This is a genomic window from Tessaracoccus sp. OH4464_COT-324 (assembly GCF_003932855.1).
Lineage (GTDB): Bacteria > Actinomycetota > Actinomycetes > Propionibacteriales > Propionibacteriaceae > Arachnia.
Genome location: NZ_RQYZ01000002.1, coordinates 21,107 through 38,741 on the forward strand (window position 1 = coordinate 21,107; position 17,635 = coordinate 38,741).

Below are 17,635 nucleotides of genomic sequence, written 5' to 3' on the forward strand. Positions count from 1 at the left end.
TGGTTATGTTGGAAGCAACCACATTGTGAACCTAGGAGGTGTCCCATGACCGAGACCATGCCCGACCCGACGCTGACTGCACTGGATCGCTGTGACCGCTGTGGCGCCCAGGCGTACCTCCGAGTGTTCCTGCGTACCGGCGGAGAGCTGCTCTTCTGTGCTCACCACGCCGCCCAGCACCGGGAGAAGCTGGCCGAGGTGGCCAGTCACATCCACGACGAGACAGGCAAGCTGCACCGAGGCTAGCGCCACGCGTCGATCCACGCGTCGATCATTGCGCGCGCGATGGACGCTTCCGAGGGCAGCCGGATCGATCCTGCGGCGACTCGCGAGGCCAGCTCCTCCCGGGTGAGGAAGCTGGCCTCCACTATCTCGTCGCCGTCCACCCTAAGCCTGGCGGCTTCGACGGCGCGCGCAGTGAAGCCGAGCATAAGCGAACGCGGGTACGGCCACGGTTGACTCGCGAAGTACTGCAGATCCGAAAGCTGCAAGGCAACCTCCTCCGCAGCTTCTCTGCGGCACGCCTGCTCCAGAGACTCTCCCGGTTCGACGAAACCTGCGATTACCGAGAATCTGTGCTCGGCCCAGGAGGAGTGCCGGGCCAGAAGGATGCGGTCGTCGCCGTCGGTAATCCGCACGATGATGGCCGGATCCGTGCGGCAGAACTGCTCCGCCCCGCACGAGCCGCACCGTCGTCGCTGTCCGTGGTGGTGGGGGATCGTCGGCTGCTGGCAGCGCTCACAGCGCGGCCCGGCCGCGTGCCAGCGCACGAGTTGCACCGCGGCGGCCACCAGCGGCGTCGGCTGCTCTCGGAAGTCCGTCCCCGCTGCGAGCCGGGCAACCGGCCGAGCAAACCACTGCACACCGTGCGTCGTCCCCAGCAGATAGTCCTGGGGCGACGCCGCGCCCGCGCCGGGCGCCACCCGGCCCTCGGGCGTGACCAGCAGCACCTGTCGGGGCGCGCCCGCCTCCGGCGACCGGTCCAGCACCATCTCTTCGTCCCAGCGCACCGCTCACACCTCCAAAACCCCGCGCAGTTGTTCGTCGTCGGCCGCGACGAACTGCAGCCTGTCCTGCCTGACGTGGTAGAACGCCGCACCCACCCGCTCGATGGGCAGCCCGCGCGCTTCCGCCCAGGCTCGCCGGTAGACGACCAGTTGGAGTTCGTCCGCCTCCATGTTGGAAGTCTTCCAGTCGACGACGATCTCGTCGAATGGGCCGGACCACTCGTAGGCTGCGTCGATCCTGCCGCGCACCTGGAAGCCGTCCACCGGCAGCGAGAACGCGATCTCGACGCCGATGGGCACGCGGTGGGCGAACTGCCCGCGCTCGAACGCGGCGATCAGCTGCGCCAGCTGCGGGTCCTGTGCCCGTTCGAAGGCCTCGTCCAGGCCACCGAGCAGCTCGAAACGCCGCTGCACCCACTCATGGAACCGGGTCCCCAGGGTGGCCGCCGAGGAGGGCCTGCGCGGCATCCGGCGCAGCAGCTGCTCGGCGAAGGCCTGAGGGTCGTTCTTCAGGGCGATCGCCGCGGTGGCGGTCAGGCCCACGGGTAGCCGCACGTCGCGGCTGGTGGCCGGCGCCAGCACATGAGCAACGGCCTCGTCCCAAGCCGTCAGCTGTGCCTCCTCCTCCGGCGGCAGCTGACCAGAGCGGGCCACCCAGTCCGCCCCCGGCCGGGCCTGGGCCACCAGCTCCGCGGCCGCCTGCAGTTCGGCGAGCGCGTGCTCATCGATGCGTTCCGGCCATCCCCGTTCGGTTCGCTGCTGAGCCGTCGGGTTGGCCGTGGCGCTACTCGAATGGTCGACGAAGTGTCCCTCCCTGGCGGCTTCCCGGGCGAGTACCTCGAAGTAGCGCGAGGGCTTCCGCGCCCGTGCCGCGCCGGGCGACCAGTCGTGGCAGGTGCCGACGAGCAGGCGCTTGGCGCGGGTGGCTGCGACGTAGGCCAGCCGGTCCTCCGCCTGGAGGTGTTCCAGCTTTAACTCCGCCTGGTACTGCTTGAGCGCCGCGTCCGAGTACTCCATCAGCTGTGGAATCGAGTCCGCGTCGCCGCGCAGCGGGGCGGGCAGTTGTTGGGCTGCGCTCACCCAGCTGCCGTCGAGGTTGCGCGCCGGGAACAGCCCTTCTGCGAGCCCCACCAGGAAGACCGTGTCCCACTCCAGCCCCTTGGCGCGGTGCACGGTGAGCAGTTTCACCGAATTGGCCTCCGATACGCTCGCCTGCTCGAAACCGATCCCCGCGGTCTCCTCGGCATCTAGGTAACTGAGCAGCCCGGGCAGGGTTTCCTCCCCCGCGACGATGGGGCGAGCCGAACACGCCCGTTGGAAGGCCTCCAGCTGGCTCAGGTCGTGGCCGCTGACGCGCAGCTCTTCCTCCAACCCGCTCTCCTGCACGATTCGGTGCACCAGATCCGCGACCGGCTCCCCCACGTGGCTTCGCAGCCTGCGATACTCGGCGAGGAAGCCGGCCAGCGCCGAACGGGCGTGGGGACTCAACCCCGCCGGCCGACTTTCGGCCGCGTCAAGTAGGCTGGCGTCTTCGGCCAGCTCCCTGGCGTGCCTAGCGAGAATCACCATGTCCGGCAGCCCCACACCCCAGCGAGGACCGGTGAGCAGGGTGGCCAGGGCGGGGTTGGCGCTCGGATCCGCCAGCAGCCTGAGCGTCGAAACCACATGGGCTACCTCCGGCACCCCCAGCAGACCGCCGATGCCGACCACCTCCGTCGGCACCCCCTGGGCCCGCAGCTTCGCTGCCAGCACGCCGAGCGTCGCGTTGCGCCGCGAGAGCACGGCGATGTCCGACCACTTGCGGCTGCCCTCCAGCGTCAGGATGCGTTCGACGACGTGGGCGAGCTCTTCGTCCTCCGAGTCGAAGCGCGCCGCCTCCACCAGCCCTCGCTGGGCGTCCTCGGGGGGAACTAGGGTGACGCTGATCGGGGAGCTGATCGGGCTTTTCAGTTCGTTTCCGACGTCCAGAATCCTGCTGTGGCTGCGGCGGTTGATCCCCAGGCTCACCCGGGAGGAGTGGCCGAACCCGGTCTCGAACTCCAGGATGTTGCTCGCGGCCGCGCCCCGCCAACCGTAGATGGCCTGGAACGGGTCGCCGACCGCTGTCACCGGATGCCCCGCGAACAGCGACGTCAGCAGCTTGGCCTGCGCCGACGACGTGTCCTGGTATTCGTCGAGCAGCACCAACCGGTAACGCCTGCGCAGGTCTGCACCGATCGCCGGGTGCTCAGCGACGAGGCGCGCGGCCAAGCGTAGCTGGTCGGCGAACTCGGCCACGCCCAACTTGCGTTTTAATTCCTGATACTGATCGACCAGCCCGAGCAGTTCCAGTCGCTCGTCGCACCGCTCGGCCGCCGTGAGCATCGAGGCGTAGGGCTTCGGGCTCTTCTTCCCATACATCGGCGCGTTCAGGAAACCGAGCTTCGCCTCACCCGTGTAACGGCGCACGTCCGCAGATTCGACCAGGTGCGACTGCATGGCGTCGTCCAGCGCGCGCACCCGTTCGATGATCGTCGTGACACTGTACTGGCTCAGCAGGGGAAGGTCCTCCGCGTCGTGCACCACGCGGGCCAGCAGCTGGTGGGCGGTGGCTCCGTCGATGAGTTGCGGCGTGTGATCGATGCCCGAGCGGATGGCGTGCTCGGTGACCAGCGACGCGGCGAAGGAGTCGTAGGTGGCGACCCGCTCGCGGCTCTCTTCGTCGACGAGGCCCGCCTTCGCAAGGGCCTGCTGGATTCGCTGGGCCAGTTCCGCGGCCGCCTTCCGGGTGAAAGTCAGCCCGAGAACTTCTTCGGGCCTGACCTGCGCGGTGCCGACGAGCCACACCACGCGTGCCGCCATCACGGTTGTCTTGCCGGTGCCTGCGCCTGCGATGACTACCCCTGGGGCAAGCTCAGCGGTGATCGCGGCCAGCTGCTCGTCGCTGAACGGCACCTCCATCGCGGCGCAAAGCGAATGAGTGTCCATCATGCCCCCTGGGTGCTCGGGCAGCCCTGCCGGAACTCGCAGTGCCGGCAGTGCGCCCCCGGCCTGGCCGGAAACTGTCCAGCCGACAGGATCCCCGCGGCCGCCGCAATCCTGCTGTGGATCCAGGAGGGCTGCTCGTCGGGTTCGAGATCCCTCGGCCAAGGCTGGGCAGCCAACGTCGATTGCTCGCACACCGCAGGCAGGCCGTCCTCGTCGTGGCGCAGCAGCACCAGCGTCGGCTCCGCAACCCGAGCGCCCGGCGCCCCGAAGGCGCCATGCTGGGCGGCTAGCTGGTAGACCCCCAGCTGAACATTCTCCGCCAACTCGCGCGCGGTGGGCTTGTTCTTGATGGTCTTGAAATCGACGACACGCACCGCCTCGACCCCATCACGCTCGACGATGTCCACCCGATCGGCTCGGCCCCGCAACACCACCTCGCGTCCGCCGACGGTCAACTCAACGGTGAACTCCTGCTCCACCCCGAACGGATCGGGCTGGTTCGCCAGCCAGCGGGCGGCGCGCTCAAGGATGCCCCGGGCAGCGGCCCGCTCCTTCCTGGCCAGCCAGGGCACCTCGATCACCAGCTCTCCCCAGCGCTGGTCGAGCAACTGCTGGGCATCTGACAACCCGATCCCACATTGCATCTCCTGCACGATCTCGTGGATCAGTGTTCCCAGCGATGCGCTGCGGTTCATCGGAGGGCCGCCGCCCGCCTTGCGCACCAGGAAATAGCGACGCGGGCAGGTGAGGATATCCTCGATGGCCGATCCGCTCAGCTCGCAGCGCCCGGCAGGCAGGCGCGACGCCCCGAAATCCAGACCCCACCAGCTGGCGCTGTCCGCGCTGCGAACGCCCTGCTCGGCTAGGTGGGCAAGGCGCTGGGCCGCGCCACGTCGAAGCGCGGGGCTGCTGGCCGCGTCGCCGAGCACCCGACGCAGTTGCCCCACGAGCGCCGCCGCGGTCATCGGCTGCTGCGGCCTGCCCGGCTTCTCCTGCACCGATACCCCCAGATCGGCGCAGAACCGCGATATCCCGGCCTCTGCGGTGCCGCTGACATGCACCGAGTCCCGGGCCCTGGAGCAGGCCAGGTAGAACAGTCGCCGCTCGTCTCGCAGATGCTCCTGGACCGTACGTCGAGCCCCGTCCAGGAGCAGATCAGGGTCGATCAGCAGGCCAGCGGGCGCGGAACGCGGCCAGCGGCCCTCTTCGACGCCCACCACCCAGACGTGCCGCCATTGCCGGCCCTTGGTCTGGTGCGCGGTGGTCAGCGTGACCCCTCGCCCAGTGAGCGCCAGCTCGCGCGCCGTGTCTGCCGAGATCTCCTCCGCGGCCACGTCCCGGATCAGCGCCAGCGCACCTGCCCGACCGGAACGCAGCGGTTGCAGGCTCGCCCGGTGAAACAGCTCCACCATCGCGTCGAGATGGTGGTGGGCGCGCCGTGCGCCGGCGAGCGCCGCCTTGCGCAGCCTCTCCGGCCAGTCGGTGGCCGACCAAATGCACCAGAGGGCCTCCTGCACAGGCAGGCCCTTGCCGAGCTGTTCCCGGGCGCCGAGGAGCGCATCCGCCAACCGTCGCGCGTCGGCCCACGACTCCCCCGCATCCGGGTCGATGGACCGCTGCCACAGGCTGCCAGGCGAGTCCGAGCGCGCGAGCTTCCGGAGGTCCAGCACGTCGTATCCGCCCAGCTGGGACGTCAGCACGGCGGCCCAGTCGTCGTCGCCCGGTTCCTCTTCGGCAGCGGCCAGCGCCAGACAGCCCAGCAGCAGCCGAACCGCATCGTCGTTGGCGAGCAGTACGTCCTGCGCCGGCACCTCGACGGGGATGCCCAGCCTGACCAGTTCCCCCACCAGCGGAGCAAGCTGTGTCCTGCCCGCGCGGGTGATCACGGCCAGCTCCCCCCACGCGCAACCCTGAGCTACCTTTCGCCGCAACTGATCGGCAACGTGAGCAGCTTCGGCCGCACCGTCGTCGTAGACGGCGACCGTCACCTCGCCGGGAAACTCGCGCGTACCGCGCAGAGCTACCCGCGCTCCCTTGCCGCCGATGCGTGCACGCAACCCGGCCAGGCTCGCGAGCACCGCCGCAGAGTGGCGGAATGAGTCGCCCAACTCGATTGTGCGAAGGTTCGGCAGTGCGGTGAGCTCCTTCAGGGCGTCCGAGGAAGCACCCCGAAAGCCGGACACCACCTGTTGTTCGTCGGCGAACACGGTGACCGGCAGTCCGGCGCGGGCCAGGTCGCCGATCAGCGCCAGCTGGGTGCCGTCCAGGTCGTGAGCGTCGTCGACGAACACCCCCTTGTAGTTCGCGGTCAGCGCACTGGCGGTGTCTGGCTCGTGGACCAGAAGACGTACCCGGTAGACGAGCTCGGCATAGTCGAGGGCGCGCTCCAGGTCGCCCACATTCAGGTATTCGGTGAAGAACTCCGCAACTGCTCGAAGCGTGTCGTCGCCGCGTTCGCGGGCCAGACCCGCCAAGCGGTGCTCGTCCCAGGACCGCTGCCGAATACGGGCGAGCAACTCGCGCAGTTGTCGGGCAAACGTCCCCGTGGGCAGCGCCTGCTCCAGCTCGTCGGGCCACTGGACGCGGCTGCGGGAGAGCAACTCCCGGATTCTTTCCTCCTGCTGCGGGGCCCGCAACAGCACCCAGGGTTCGTCCGTGACGGGTTCGTGCCTCCGCATGAGGCCCAGCGCGAAGCCGTGCACCGTGGTGACGACCGGGCTGAGTTGAGTCTGGGAGCTGGCCGAGATCACCGCCCGCCTGATCCGTTGGGCAGCTGCCCGGGATGCGGCGAGCACCACATGGTCCGACAGCTGATGGCCGGAGAGGAGTTTGTGGGCGAGCGCGGCGACGAGGCTACTCGTCTTTCCCGAGCCTGGACCACCCCACACGAGGGTACTTCCCGGCCAAGGCTCCGCCACTCGCTGTTGGGCTGCGCTGAGCGTCGGGGCAGACTCCGGTTCAGGGGGCAGCAGATTCCACACACAGCTATCCAAGCACGTTCTTCCGACACTTCTTAGACGGGTTCGCGCGCAAGCTGCCCACCTGCCGTTAGTATGTGGCTCAGTCGATGAAGTGCCCAAAGTATGATCTGGCTTCGGTCAGTCGCAGAGGAGTCAAATGTGAGCCATTCCGAACGCGCCCATTACTCCCGCACCCTCGACTCATGGATCTCGGGATGTAGTGATGTCGGACTGCGCCACCAAAGTAACCAGGATGCATTCTTCATGGCGGCCCGCAGCGAACCGGAGCGAGCGGCCGTTATCGCGGTGGCCGACGGGGTTTCCTCCGCAGCCGGTTCTGAGCTGGCTTCCCTGGTAGCCGTCGAAACCTGTGTTGAGTCCTTGCTTCAGCAATTCGCTTCGGGGGTGCCCAGCAGCGTCGCATTTATGCGAGCTTTTGTTGACGCAAATCGTGCCGTACTTGAGGCCAAGACCGATGGCCAGCCTTCAGCTTGCACGCTGATTTCGGCTCACTTCGAGGGCAAGCAGATCGCCATTGCAAACGTCGGAGATTCCCGAGCCTATTGGTTCGGCGACGATGGCTCCGCCCAAATCTTGACCGTTGATGATTCGATGGCGCAGGCCCGAATCATGATGGGCGAACCCCGCGAAGAGGCCGAGCGGGGCTCGCACGCGATCACGAAATGGCTCGGCCTGAACGCAGCCAATGTCGCCCCGACGGTAACTGGTCTGGCGCCCTCGACTCCAGGCTGGTTGCTGCTATGCACCGACGGGTTGTGGAACTACGCGAGCGCCCCGGAGACGCTGCACGGCGTGTTTCGGCGGCTACTGGAAAGCAGTGAGTCCCTGGAGCAGCTGACAGAATCGCTGGTGCACTGGGCCAACGAGCAGGGCGGACGAGACAACACCACCGTCGTATTGTTGCGCGTTTCATCAGCCCCCTAAGCTGTTGATCGAGGAGGAGATTGCATGCAAATCAAGATCGGTATCGCCCAGGTGGCTCGGGAACTCAGCTTCGAGACCAGCGAAACTGTTGAGCAGGTCGAGGAGAAGCTCACTGCAGCTCTTGCCGGAGAGGACGGCGGAACCTTGTCCATCAGCGACGTCAGCGGACGCAAGGTCGTGGTTCCCGCCGCGCGGCTCGGCTATATCGAGTTCGGTTCTCCGAACGCCCAGCCCGTCGGCTTCGGCGCGGTCTGAGCACCGCACGGCCGCTCGCTGGTAGGATTCAGCAGGGGGCACGTTGCTCCGCCTGGCCGTCGGCGGCGGCCGGAAGACATTTAAGAGGTTTCATCCTGACTGAGCAGGTTTCACAAGACACTTTCTTGGACCTCGGCGTCGCTGACCCGATTGCCGAGGCGCTGGCGGAGGTCGGCATCATCCGGCCGTTCCCCATCCAGGCCCTTGCGATCCCACTGGCCTTGGGCGGTGCGGATCTGATCGGCCAGGCCCGAACCGGCACTGGCAAGACCTTGGCGTTCGGCATCACCATGCTGCATCGTTTGGCTGGGCTGGCCCCCGAGAAGCCCGCGCGCGGCTTCCCCCGCGGCCTGGTGGTGTGCCCGACGCGTGAGCTGGCGGTGCAGGTGGGCAAGGACCTTGAACTCGCGGGCAGCAAACTCAGCACCCGAGTGCTCACCATCTACGGCGGAACCGGCTACGAGGATCAGCTTTCCGCGCTCAGCAAGGGCGTCGATGTTGTCGTCGGCACCCCGGGGCGGCTGCTCGACCTCATGCAGCGGCGTGCGCTCAACCTGTCCAAGATCCAGGTGCTGGTGCTCGATGAGGCCGACGAGATGCTCGATCTGGGTTTCCTACCCGACGTCGAGCGCATCCTGGACAAGACGCCGGACTCGCGCCAGACGATGCTGTTCTCCGCGACGATGCCACCGGCCATTCTCTCGCTCGCCCGTTCGCGCCTCAACCGGCCGATCAACATCCGGGCCGAGGGCGAGGATGCCAGCGCCACGGTTCCAGATATCACGCAGTTCATCTATCAGGCTCACGACCTTGACAAACCCGAGGTGGTTTCCCGGATAGTCCAGGCCGAGGACGCCGAGAAGGTCATGATCTTCACCCGCACCAAGCGTGCAGCCCAACGCTTGACTGATGAGCTGATCGAGCGCGGCTTCCCGGCCACCTCAATCCACGGCGACCTGAACCAGTCGGCCCGCGAGCGTGGTTTGAAGAAGTTCCGGCAGGGAACGATCCGCATCTTGGTGGCCACAGATGTTGCGGCTCGCGGCATCGACATCACGGGCGTCAGCCATGTGATCAACTACGAATGCCCCGATACGGACGCCACCTACGTGCACCGCATCGGCCGTACGGGACGCGCCGGCAACAGTGGCGTGGCCGTGACTCTCGTCGACTGGACGGATCTGCACCGTTGGAAGCTGATCGATCAGGCCTTGGAGCTGGGCAAGGGCGAGCCGATGGAGACCTACTCTTCGTCGCCGCACCTCTACAGCGATCTCTCGATCCCTGAAGGAACCAAGGGCCGCATCGCCCGGCCCAAGCAGCACCGCAGCGAGGAGGAGCGAGAGAAGTCTCGGGAACGCAAGCGGGCGGAGCGGGCCGAACGCACCACCCGCCCTCGGAAGCGCCGTCGGATCCGGGCCGGTGTCGAAGTGCCCCGCGACGCGAAGTCGCCCGAAGGCAGCTGAGGACGAGCTGATGGGCCGGGCCCGAGGCCCGGCCCATCAGTTCGTCATCTGTAGACCATCTGCATCGCTTGGCGCACCTCGTCGAGGGTAGCCGCCGCAATGGCTCGTGCCTTCTCATTCCCTGCCGCGAGTACCTCGGCCAGGTAGCCGGGTTCCGCCTGCAACTCCGCCCGACGTGCTCTGTGTGGGGCCAGGTAGTCGTTGAGCGCCTGCGTGACCAGTTTCTTGAGACCTCCGCCGCCGGCGTCGCCCAGTTCCTCCGCGACGTCGTGTGGCTCCCTGCCGAGCGCGAGCGCCGCGATGTTCACCAAGTTCGACACCTCCGGCCGATTCTCCGGGTCGTAGGTGATGTGCCGATCCGAGTCGGTGACCGCGCGCTTGATGAGTTTTGCGGTCTCGTCCGCCGTGAAGCCCAGCTCGATCGAATTGTTCTTGGACTTGGACATCTTTTGCCCGTCCAGGCCCAGGATGGTGCCCGATCGGCTCAGCAGCGCCTCCGGTTCCGGGAAGACCGGCCGGGACTCGTCGCTGCGACCAAACCGCTCGTCGAAGCGACGTGCCAGGACACGTGCCTGCTCCAGGTGCGGCAGCTGATCCTTACCGACGGGCACCAGGTTGGCCTTGCAGAAAAGGATGTCCGCAGCCTGATGAACGGGGTAGGTCAGCATCAGGCCGGACATCGGCCTGCCGCCGGTGTCATCCAGCTCCGATTTGACTGTCGGGTTGCGGCGCAGCTCGGCGTCTGTGGCGAGCGCGAGCAGAGGCAGCATCAGCTGGTTCAGCTCGGGAATCGAAGAATGCGTGAAGATGATCACTTTATGCGGATCGATGCCGGCAGCCAGATAGTCGGACAGCACCGAATAGACCCGCTCGCGGATCGGACCCACCCCGTCTCTGTCCGTGATCACCTGATAGTCAGCGATCAGGATGAGTGTCTCGACGCCGGCGTTCGCCAGCCGAACCCGGTTCTCCAGCGAGCCAAAGAGGTGCCCGATGTGGAGGTTTCCCGTGGGGCGATCACCGGTGAGGATACGGAAACGGCTGGGATCGGTGCGGATCTCCTCCTCGATTTCGAGGCTCCGTCTGGTGGAACGTGCCAGTGATGCGCCAGTGTCGAAATGGGTCTCCGCAGTCATGCAGGACACGATAGCAGCAGGGCATGGCGCGTCTCGACGCCGGCAATCTGCGCTATACGACACCTCCCCGGCGCCGGATGCGCGACACCAGCTCGTTGTAAGCGGACACTCGGGTGAGATTGCAGCCCAACTCGTGGTTCACCTTCCCCTTCCCGTGGTAGTCCGACGAGCCGGTGCGGATCAACCCAAGCCTGGCTCCCATCTCGAAGAGCAACTCCCTGGTGTCCATGTCGTGGTCCTGGTGGTCGACCTCGATTCCGTCCAGCTGGTGCTCCAGCACGAGTCGCTCCAGCACCGGCGCGGTCAGCACGGCACGCGACTCCCGTGACCATGGGTGTGCGATGATGGCGACTCCGCGGGCGGAGTGGATGAGGTCGATCGCTTCCTCAAGCGGGCAGGCATAGCGTTCCGCGTACCCGGGCTGGTTGACGCCGATCCAACTCTTGAAGGCCTCAGCCCTGGTGGCCACCACGCCCTTCTTCACCAAGATATCGGCGACGTGTGGCCGCCCTACCGCGGACGCGTCGCCCGCGTGCTCATACACCTCATCCACCGTGATGTCGATTCCGTTGTCCTGCAATTGTTCGATCATGCGCGGCAGCCGCTCAGTGCGGCCAGCTCGGATACGCGCCAGCTCCGCCTTGAGGTCGGCGTTTCGCGGATCACACCCGTAACCCAACAGATGCACGGATTCACCACCGAACTTGGTGGACATCTCTAGCCCGTTGAGCACCTTCAGCCCGGAACGCCGACCAGCTTCCTGCGCCTCGGCTACGCCAGCGAACGTGTCGTGGTCAGTGAGCGCGATCACATCCAGACCAGCGCTGATAGCCGCGTGGACAAGGGTAGTTGGGGTATCGGTGCCGTCTGAGACGTTGGAGTGGGTGTGCAAGTCGATCCGCATGGGGCCAATCCTAATCGGCCTCACGTCAAACCGTTCGGAGTTGGTGAAACCTCCCTGGGTTTTTCCTGCCCCTAGAATGTGGCGCATGAAACTCGCGTTTACGCACCACTACCCCGCCAACCCCTCCGAGGTTGCCGCCCTGCTACGCAACGAGGCCTTCCTCGCCGATGTCGCGCAACACGCGGGCGCGATCGCGCACTCCAGCAGCATCGGTGAGGACACCACCTTGAGCATGACGCTGCCTGCGCCGGAGAACGCGCGCCGCTTCGTTGGGACGACCATCCCAGTTCGACTCGTGTTCACCATGGCCGAGCCGGACGAGATGGGTCAGGTTTCGGGTGCGGTGTTGCTGCTGGTGGACGGTGCTCCGGTCGAGGCCGGCGCACGAGTTTCGCTGACTCCGCAGGGCGAGCACACCGTCGGGCAGTATGACGGCGACCTTACCGTCCGGGTGCCGCTCGTCGGTCGGAAAGTGGAGCAGACGGTCGAGCCATTCGTCATCGACGCGTTCGGCGGTATCCAGCGGCGGGCCAACGACTGGCTCAGCCGCTAGGCCGTTTCGCGAGGGCGCGGGCGAGGCGAGGAGATCCCGATGGATGGAACCTAGGCTCTGCGATACTCGGCCACGTCGTTCCACAGCAGTTCGTGCTCGTGCAGTAGCTGCTGCACCTCTGGGCGCCCCCAGGCCTCGTCGATGCTGATTCCGCGAGGCAGGGTTGGCACTGCCACGCCGGGGGCGTCAACGAACCAGGCGGTGATCGCTCCCGGCGGGCAGAAGGTCAGCACACATTCGCCGTTCGGGGAGTCCTCCCCGGGTTCGAGCAGTGCGGGGTCCACCTCGGCCACCACGACGACCCGCTCACCGTATTCGATCAGGCCCGCCACCGAGGCCAGCACCAGGACCGCGTACTCGGCGTCCTCGCGCATGTCCGCCGAGTATTCGAGTTCGGCGAGCAGATCAGGGGTCACCGTGTAAGCTCGGCGGCTGTTGAGCGACGTCTCCCCGGTAAGCGCACTCAGTTCGCTGGTGGACACGGGAATGCACACTAGTTGTCTGGTCACCCGGCTAGCGTAAACCAGCAGGACTACATGGGCCAGAGGACTTTCCCCGAGCCGCTTGATAGGTTCGTCTCGGAAAGGAGAGCCAAATGTCACGTCTGCTAATCATCTGTTGCGCGGCTCTGCTCGCCCTATGCGGTTGCAATTCTCCCGCTGCCGAGCCGGTGACGGTGGAGCTCACGGTGCCAACCGGCGGGCTGCCGGAGACCATCGTGCAGGAGGTGCCGGTCGGCGCCGAGGTGACGTTCAAAGTCACCACCGCCACGGATGACGTCGTGCACATTCACGGCTACGAGATCGAGTTCCCCACCAAGGCCGACGAGCCGGTGACCAAGATCTTCACCGCCAACATGGCTGGGGCCTACGAGGTAGAGAGCCACGTGACGAATCAGATCTACATGAAGTTGAAGATCAAGTGACCCCGCTGCATGGTATAGCGTCGCGACACGACCTGCCTTTGCCCTTCGAGCTGGTGCTTGCCGGAGCCGCTGCGGTACTCCTGATCACCTTCTGGGTGGTTTTCTTCGCCTGGCGGGAGCCCCGCTACGAGGAGGGCGGAGGACGCCCGCTCCCTCGCCTGACGACGCTCGTCAACTCCCGGACCTTCGACGTGCTCTCCCGCGGGCTAGTGGCCGCGCTTTGGCTGCTGGCCCTCGTGGCTCTAGTTTTCGGCGTGGACCGGATAGACAACCCAGTCGTGGGGTTCGTCTACGTTCTGGTTTGGGTTGGCTTGGTCGTCGTCGGCGTGCTGCTGGGCGACGTGTATCGCCGCACCAACCCAGTTCGGTTGCTTCTCTTGGGGCGAGGGACCCGCGAGGCGGATTCTCTCGCCGGCCGTTGGCCCGGAGCATTGGCCTTGGCGCTCTTTCTCTATTTGGAGCTGGTGGTCCCAGGGGGAGTGACCCTTCCAGTACTACGCGTAGGCGCAGCCGTCTGGCTGGCCTGGGTCATCGTCGGGGCGCTAGTGCGCGCTGACTGGGTGGAGCGTGCCGAGCCCTTCGAAGTTTATTCAACGACGGTTTCACACCTCTCGCCCTGGCGGAAGCAGGGGGGCGTGATCCATTTGGTGAATCCGCTGCGCAACTTGGCCAGCTGGGCTCCACCGCGCAATTCCTGGGCCATCGCCATCGTGCTTCTCGGTGGTACAGCTTTCGACGCCATGTCGAACACGGCGTGGTGGCAGCGCATGATCCAGGTTAGTTCGACTCCAGACTGGGCGTATGGCACCGTCGGCTTGGCGGGGATGATTGTGCTCGTCGGCATGTTCTACGCCTTCGGCGCCCGCTTCCTCGACGACGGCTCGGGCCTGTTCGGCACGATGGATCGGCTCTCGCCTGGGCTCGTGCCCCTCGTCGTGGGCTACTGTTTCGCGCACTACGGCACTTATCTCTACTTGGAAGGCCAGCGGACCCTGATCAGGTTCAACGACCCGTTGGGCACCGGCCAAAACTGGTTCGGGTTCGGTGAAACCGCCCCCGACGTGTCGTTGCTCGCTTTCCCAACGGCCGTGGCATGGGCCCAGGTGATCCTCATCGTTGGCGGGCACGTGCTGGGCGTGTTGGTCACGCACGACGTGGCCCTCAGAAAGCCCGCCGGCCGCATCCTCACTCGTCAGCTTCCACTGCTACTCGTGATGGTGGGGTTCACCGTCGGAGGCCTCCTGCTGATGTTCGGTTCCTAGGTTTTCGTTCAACCGGAGAAAAGTTATCCCCAGGCGCGCCATAGCGCCTCGAACTGACCCCTTCCACCGCCTAACGTTGCGCTATGGCAAATAGAATTTCTTTCCCCAAACGAATCCCCCTCATCCTGCCCGGGCCGAAGCGCAGGCGCCCACGGCAGGCGGTAGCACTAGCGATCGCCCTCGTCGAGGCATCCGTCGGGCACCGGCCACTGCACCAGGTGAGACGCTTGTTGTCCCTGGAAGCCTTCGAACAGTTGACCGAGCACCGGAGCAGCCGGCGCTACGGCACCAACATTCTTCGAATCAGCAGCTTCCAGCTGCCCTCGCCCAACTCTGCCGAAGTGGTCATCCGGCTGGCCACCGCAGCATATCTGCAGGTTTGCACGCTGCGCCTCGAGTTAAGCGATGGCAGCTGGATGTGTACCGACTTCTCTGTGCTTGGCCCACGAAGTGGTCAGTTGCGGCCGTGACAGAGCTTGTACTTCTTGCCCGAGCCGCAGTAGCACGGCTTGTTCCGGCTGTGCTGCTTCGGCTCGCCACGGTTCGACGAAGTGTGCTGCACTCCCCCGGACTCGCTCGGCGCCGAGTACTGCAGGTTTTGCGGTTCCTCGCGACGTAGCCCCTTGGCGTCGGCGATCTTCTTCGCCTCGGCGAGTTGCCGGGCCTTCGACAGCGGATCCTCACCGTCGGCGGTCTGCACCAACTCGACCTCGGGTTCCGCCTCGGGTTCCTCATTAGGAATCTCGAGATGGAAGAGGTAGCCGATTACTTCTTCCATGAAGGCCCCCATCATGGCGTTGAACATGTCACCGCCCTCACGCTGGTATTCGGTCAGCGGGTCACGCTGAGCCATGGCCCGCAGACCGATACCCTCGCGCAGGTAGTCCATCTCATAGAGGTGCTCGCGCCACTTCCGGTCCAGAACCGTCAGCAGAACCTGACGTTCCAATTCGCGCATCCGTTCTTCGCCCAGTTCGCTCTCGCGGTTCGAGTAGGCCTCGGCGATATCGGTCACGAACATGTCGACCATCTCGGCCTGCGTCGGCAGGTCCTTCTCCAGCTCGCGCAACGTGATGCCGGTCGGGTAGAGCGTGCGAAGCTCGGTGAGCATCTGGTCAAGGTCCCAGTCCTCTTCAAAGCCCGTGGTGTGGTTGGTGACCACGTCAGTAACCATCCGCTCCGCCGTCGCACGCAGACTCTTCGAGACATCGGCGCCGTCGAGAACGCGGCGGCGATCACCGTAGATCGCGTGCCGCTGGCGGTTCATGACGTCGTCGTACTTCAGCACGTTCTTGCGCATCTCAAAGTTCTGGCTCTCCACCTGCTTCTGCGCACCCTCGATCTGCTTAGATACAGCCTTCGACTCGATGGGGCTGTCCTCCGGCACGTCCAACATCACCATCGCCCGCTCCAGGAGCTCGGGGCGGAACAGCCGCATCAGGTCGTCAGCCAGCGACAGGTAGAAACGGGATTCACCCGGGTCGCCCTGGCGGCCCGAACGTCCGCGCAGCTGGTTGTCGATTCTGCGAGACTCGTGACGCTCGGAGCCGATGACGTACAGACCACCGGCGTCTTTCACCTCGTCGTGCTCGCTCGCCACCTGCTCCTCAAGCGCCTTCAACGTGTCCGGCCAGCGTTCCTCGTACTCGTCCGGGCTCTCGACCGGGTCGAGACCGTCCTTGCGCAGCTGAAGATCCGCCAGGAACTCGGGGTTCCCGCCAAGCATGATGTCGGTTCCGCGTCCTGCCATGTTGGTGGAGACCGTTACCGCGCCCTTGCGGCCGGCTTCCGCAACAATCGCCGCCTCCCGCTCGTGATATTTCGCGTTCAGCACGGTGTGCGGGACGTTTGCCCGCTTCAGCATCTCACTGAGCAGTTCCGACTTCTCCACCGAAGCCGTGCCGATCAGCACCGGCTGCCCCTTCTCGTGGCGGGCGACCACGTCCGTGATGATGGCCCGGAACTTGGCTTCCTCGGTTCGGTAGACCAGATCCGGCTGGTCCAAGCGAATCATCGGGCGGTTGGTAGGGATCGGGATCACCCCGAGACCGTAGATCTTCTGAAACTCACTCTCCTCGGTCTTGGCGGTGCCCGTCATCCCTGCCAGCTTGTCGTACATGCGGAAGTAGTTCTGCAGTGTGATGGTGGCCAGCGTCTGGAACTCGTCCTTGATTCGGACGCCTTCCTTCGCCTCCAGCGACTGGTGCAGGCCGTCGCTGTACCGGCGTCCTTCAAGCGTGCGCCCGGTGTGCTCATCGACGATCAGCACTTCCTCACCCGCAACGACGTAATCCTTGTCGCGCTTGAACAGCTCTTTCGCTTTGATCGAGTTGTTGAGGTAGGAAACCAGCGGGGTGTTGGCACTCTCGTAAAGGTTGTCGATCCCCAGCCGATCCTCCACCTTCTCGATTCCGGGAGCCAGGATCGCGATGGTTCGCTTCTTCTCATCCACCTCATAGTCCACGTCGCGCTGCAGGGTACGGGCCATTCGCGCGAAGAACGGGAACCACTCCTTGGAGTCCTGCGCGGGTCCGGAGATGATGAGCGGCGTACGGGCTTCATCAATCAGGATCGAGTCCACCTCGTCGACGATGGCGTAGTGGTGTCCGCGCTGCACCATGTCTTCCTTACGCAGAGCCATGTTGTCGCGAAGGTAGTCGAAGCCGAACTCGTTGTTGGTGCCGTAGGTGATGTCAGCGGCATAAGCGTCCCGACGCTGATCCGGAGTCATCTGCGCGAGGATTGCCCCCACCCTGAGACCCAGAAAGTGATGGATTCGGCCCATCTGCTCCGATTGATACTTCGCCAGATAGTCGTTGGTGGTGACGATGTGCACGCCCTTGCCGTCAAGCGCGTTCAGATAGCTAGGCAAAGTGCCGACCAAGGTCTTACCCTCGCCAGTCTTCATCTCCGCGATGTTTCCCCAGTGCAGCGCCGCGCCACCCATGATCTGCACATCGAAGTGCCGTTTGCCGGTGACTCGCACGGAGGCCTCGCGCACAACCGCGAAAGCCTCTGGCATCAACGAATCCAGGCTCTCGCCATCTGCGAAACGTTGCCGAAACTTCGCTGTCTCTTCCTTGAGCTCGGCATCGCTGAAGGCTCGGAAGTCCTCCTCGATCATGTTGACCCGATCGGCCACCTTCTGCAGCTTCTTCAGCTGAGATCCGGTGCCGATACCGCTGAGGAAATCCATGAAACCCACGTCAAGTGTCCTTTGGTCGCAAAACAGATGCCTTGGCAATCCTAGCGCTG

The 17,635-nt window shown here is 65.4% G+C and carries 15 protein-coding genes; 8 read left to right on the plus strand and 7 right to left on the minus strand.

The annotated features are described in order from the left end of the window. Positions 1-45 precede the first annotated feature (45 nt). Positions 46-246: a hypothetical protein gene (locus tag EII42_RS02125; protein WP_125170469.1), complete on the plus strand. Its 201-nt coding sequence runs from the start codon at positions 46-48 to the stop codon at positions 244-246. Here EII42_RS02125 and nudC read toward each other — a convergent pair. From nudC to EII42_RS02140, 3 genes are read right to left on the minus strand one after another with little or no spacing between them, the layout of a single operon-like run. Then, the gene (nudC, locus tag EII42_RS02130) at positions 243-1,010 is read right to left on the minus strand and encodes an NAD(+) diphosphatase (protein ID WP_233558242.1); all 768 of its coding nucleotides are present in this window, start codon (positions 1,008-1,010) and stop codon (positions 243-245) included. The genes EII42_RS02125 and nudC overlap by 4 nt on opposite strands. Positions 1,011-1,013: 3 nt before the next feature. Next, on the minus strand, positions 1,014-3,977 hold the full coding sequence (locus tag EII42_RS02135; RefSeq protein ID WP_125170470.1) for an ATP-dependent DNA helicase: 2,964 nt from the start codon (positions 3,975-3,977) through the stop codon (positions 1,014-1,016). After that, the gene (locus EII42_RS02140) at positions 3,974-6,955 is read right to left on the minus strand and encodes an ATP-dependent DNA helicase (protein ID WP_158676362.1); all 2,982 of its coding nucleotides are present in this window, start codon (positions 6,953-6,955) and stop codon (positions 3,974-3,976) included. Before EII42_RS02140 ends, EII42_RS02135 begins: the two co-directional genes overlap by 4 nt. 138 nt (positions 6,956-7,093) lie before the next feature. Between EII42_RS02140 and EII42_RS02145 the strand changes: the two genes are divergently transcribed. The 3 genes from EII42_RS02145 to EII42_RS02155 all read left to right on the plus strand — a co-directional run bounded on the left by EII42_RS02145 (position 7,094) and on the right by EII42_RS02155 (position 9,600). Then, positions 7,094-7,879, plus strand: coding sequence for a PP2C family serine/threonine-protein phosphatase (locus EII42_RS02145; protein WP_158676363.1), 786 nt, complete (start codon positions 7,094-7,096; stop codon positions 7,877-7,879). Positions 7,880-7,903: 24 nt separating this feature from the next. Then, entirely contained in the window at positions 7,904-8,134 is a 231-nt protein-coding gene (locus tag EII42_RS02150; RefSeq protein WP_125170473.1) for a DUF3107 domain-containing protein, read from the plus strand. Positions 8,135-8,226: 92 nt separating this feature from the next. Continuing rightward, positions 8,227-9,600: a DEAD/DEAH box helicase gene (locus EII42_RS02155; protein ID WP_370318087.1), complete on the plus strand. Its 1,374-nt coding sequence runs from the start codon at positions 8,227-8,229 to the stop codon at positions 9,598-9,600. 44 nt (positions 9,601-9,644) lie between these two features. On the opposite strand, the gene trpS is transcribed toward EII42_RS02155, so the two are convergent. After that, positions 9,645-10,736 carry a tryptophan--tRNA ligase gene (trpS, locus tag EII42_RS02160; RefSeq protein WP_125170475.1) on the minus strand — a complete coding sequence of 364 codons (1,092 nt, stop codon included), beginning with the start codon at positions 10,734-10,736 and terminating at the stop codon, positions 9,645-9,647. 52 nt (positions 10,737-10,788) lie between these two features. Beyond that, positions 10,789-11,640 carry a PHP domain-containing protein gene (locus EII42_RS02165; protein WP_125170476.1) on the minus strand — a complete coding sequence of 284 codons (852 nt, stop codon included), beginning with the start codon at positions 11,638-11,640 and terminating at the stop codon, positions 10,789-10,791. An 85-nt stretch (positions 11,641-11,725) separates the two neighbouring features. Here EII42_RS02165 and EII42_RS02170 point away from each other — a divergent pair, with 85 nt between their 5' ends. Continuing rightward, complete coding sequence (locus tag EII42_RS02170; RefSeq protein ID WP_158676364.1) at positions 11,726-12,193, plus strand: DUF2505 domain-containing protein; 468 nt, start codon at positions 11,726-11,728, stop codon at positions 12,191-12,193. A gap of 50 nt (positions 12,194-12,243) precedes the next feature. Here EII42_RS02170 and EII42_RS02175 read toward each other — a convergent pair whose 3' ends face one another. Beyond that, positions 12,244-12,702 (minus strand): hypothetical protein, encoded by a 459-nt coding sequence (locus EII42_RS02175; protein ID WP_125170478.1) that lies wholly within the window; start codon positions 12,700-12,702, stop codon positions 12,244-12,246. A gap of 86 nt (positions 12,703-12,788) precedes the next feature. On the opposite strand from EII42_RS02175, the gene EII42_RS02180 reads away from it, so the two are divergent. The 3 genes from EII42_RS02180 to EII42_RS02190 all read left to right on the plus strand — a co-directional run bounded on the left by EII42_RS02180 (position 12,789) and on the right by EII42_RS02190 (position 14,850). Then, positions 12,789-13,118: a hypothetical protein gene (locus EII42_RS02180; protein ID WP_125170479.1), complete on the plus strand. Its 330-nt coding sequence runs from the start codon at positions 12,789-12,791 to the stop codon at positions 13,116-13,118. Continuing rightward, positions 13,115-14,380, plus strand: coding sequence for a hypothetical protein (locus tag EII42_RS02185; RefSeq protein ID WP_125170480.1), 1,266 nt, complete (start codon positions 13,115-13,117; stop codon positions 14,378-14,380). The genes EII42_RS02180 and EII42_RS02185 overlap by 4 nt, the downstream gene beginning before the upstream one ends. 83 nt (positions 14,381-14,463) lie before the next feature. Continuing rightward, the gene (locus EII42_RS02190; RefSeq protein ID WP_125170481.1) at positions 14,464-14,850 is read left to right on the plus strand and encodes an Rv3235 family protein; all 387 of its coding nucleotides are present in this window, start codon (positions 14,464-14,466) and stop codon (positions 14,848-14,850) included. Here EII42_RS02190 and secA read toward each other — a convergent pair. Continuing rightward, positions 14,835-17,576 (minus strand): preprotein translocase subunit SecA, encoded by a 2,742-nt coding sequence (gene secA, locus EII42_RS02195; RefSeq protein ID WP_125170627.1) that lies wholly within the window; start codon positions 17,574-17,576, stop codon positions 14,835-14,837. The two genes, EII42_RS02190 and secA, sit on opposite strands and share 16 nt — an antisense overlap. Positions 17,577-17,635: the final 59 nt, after the last annotated feature.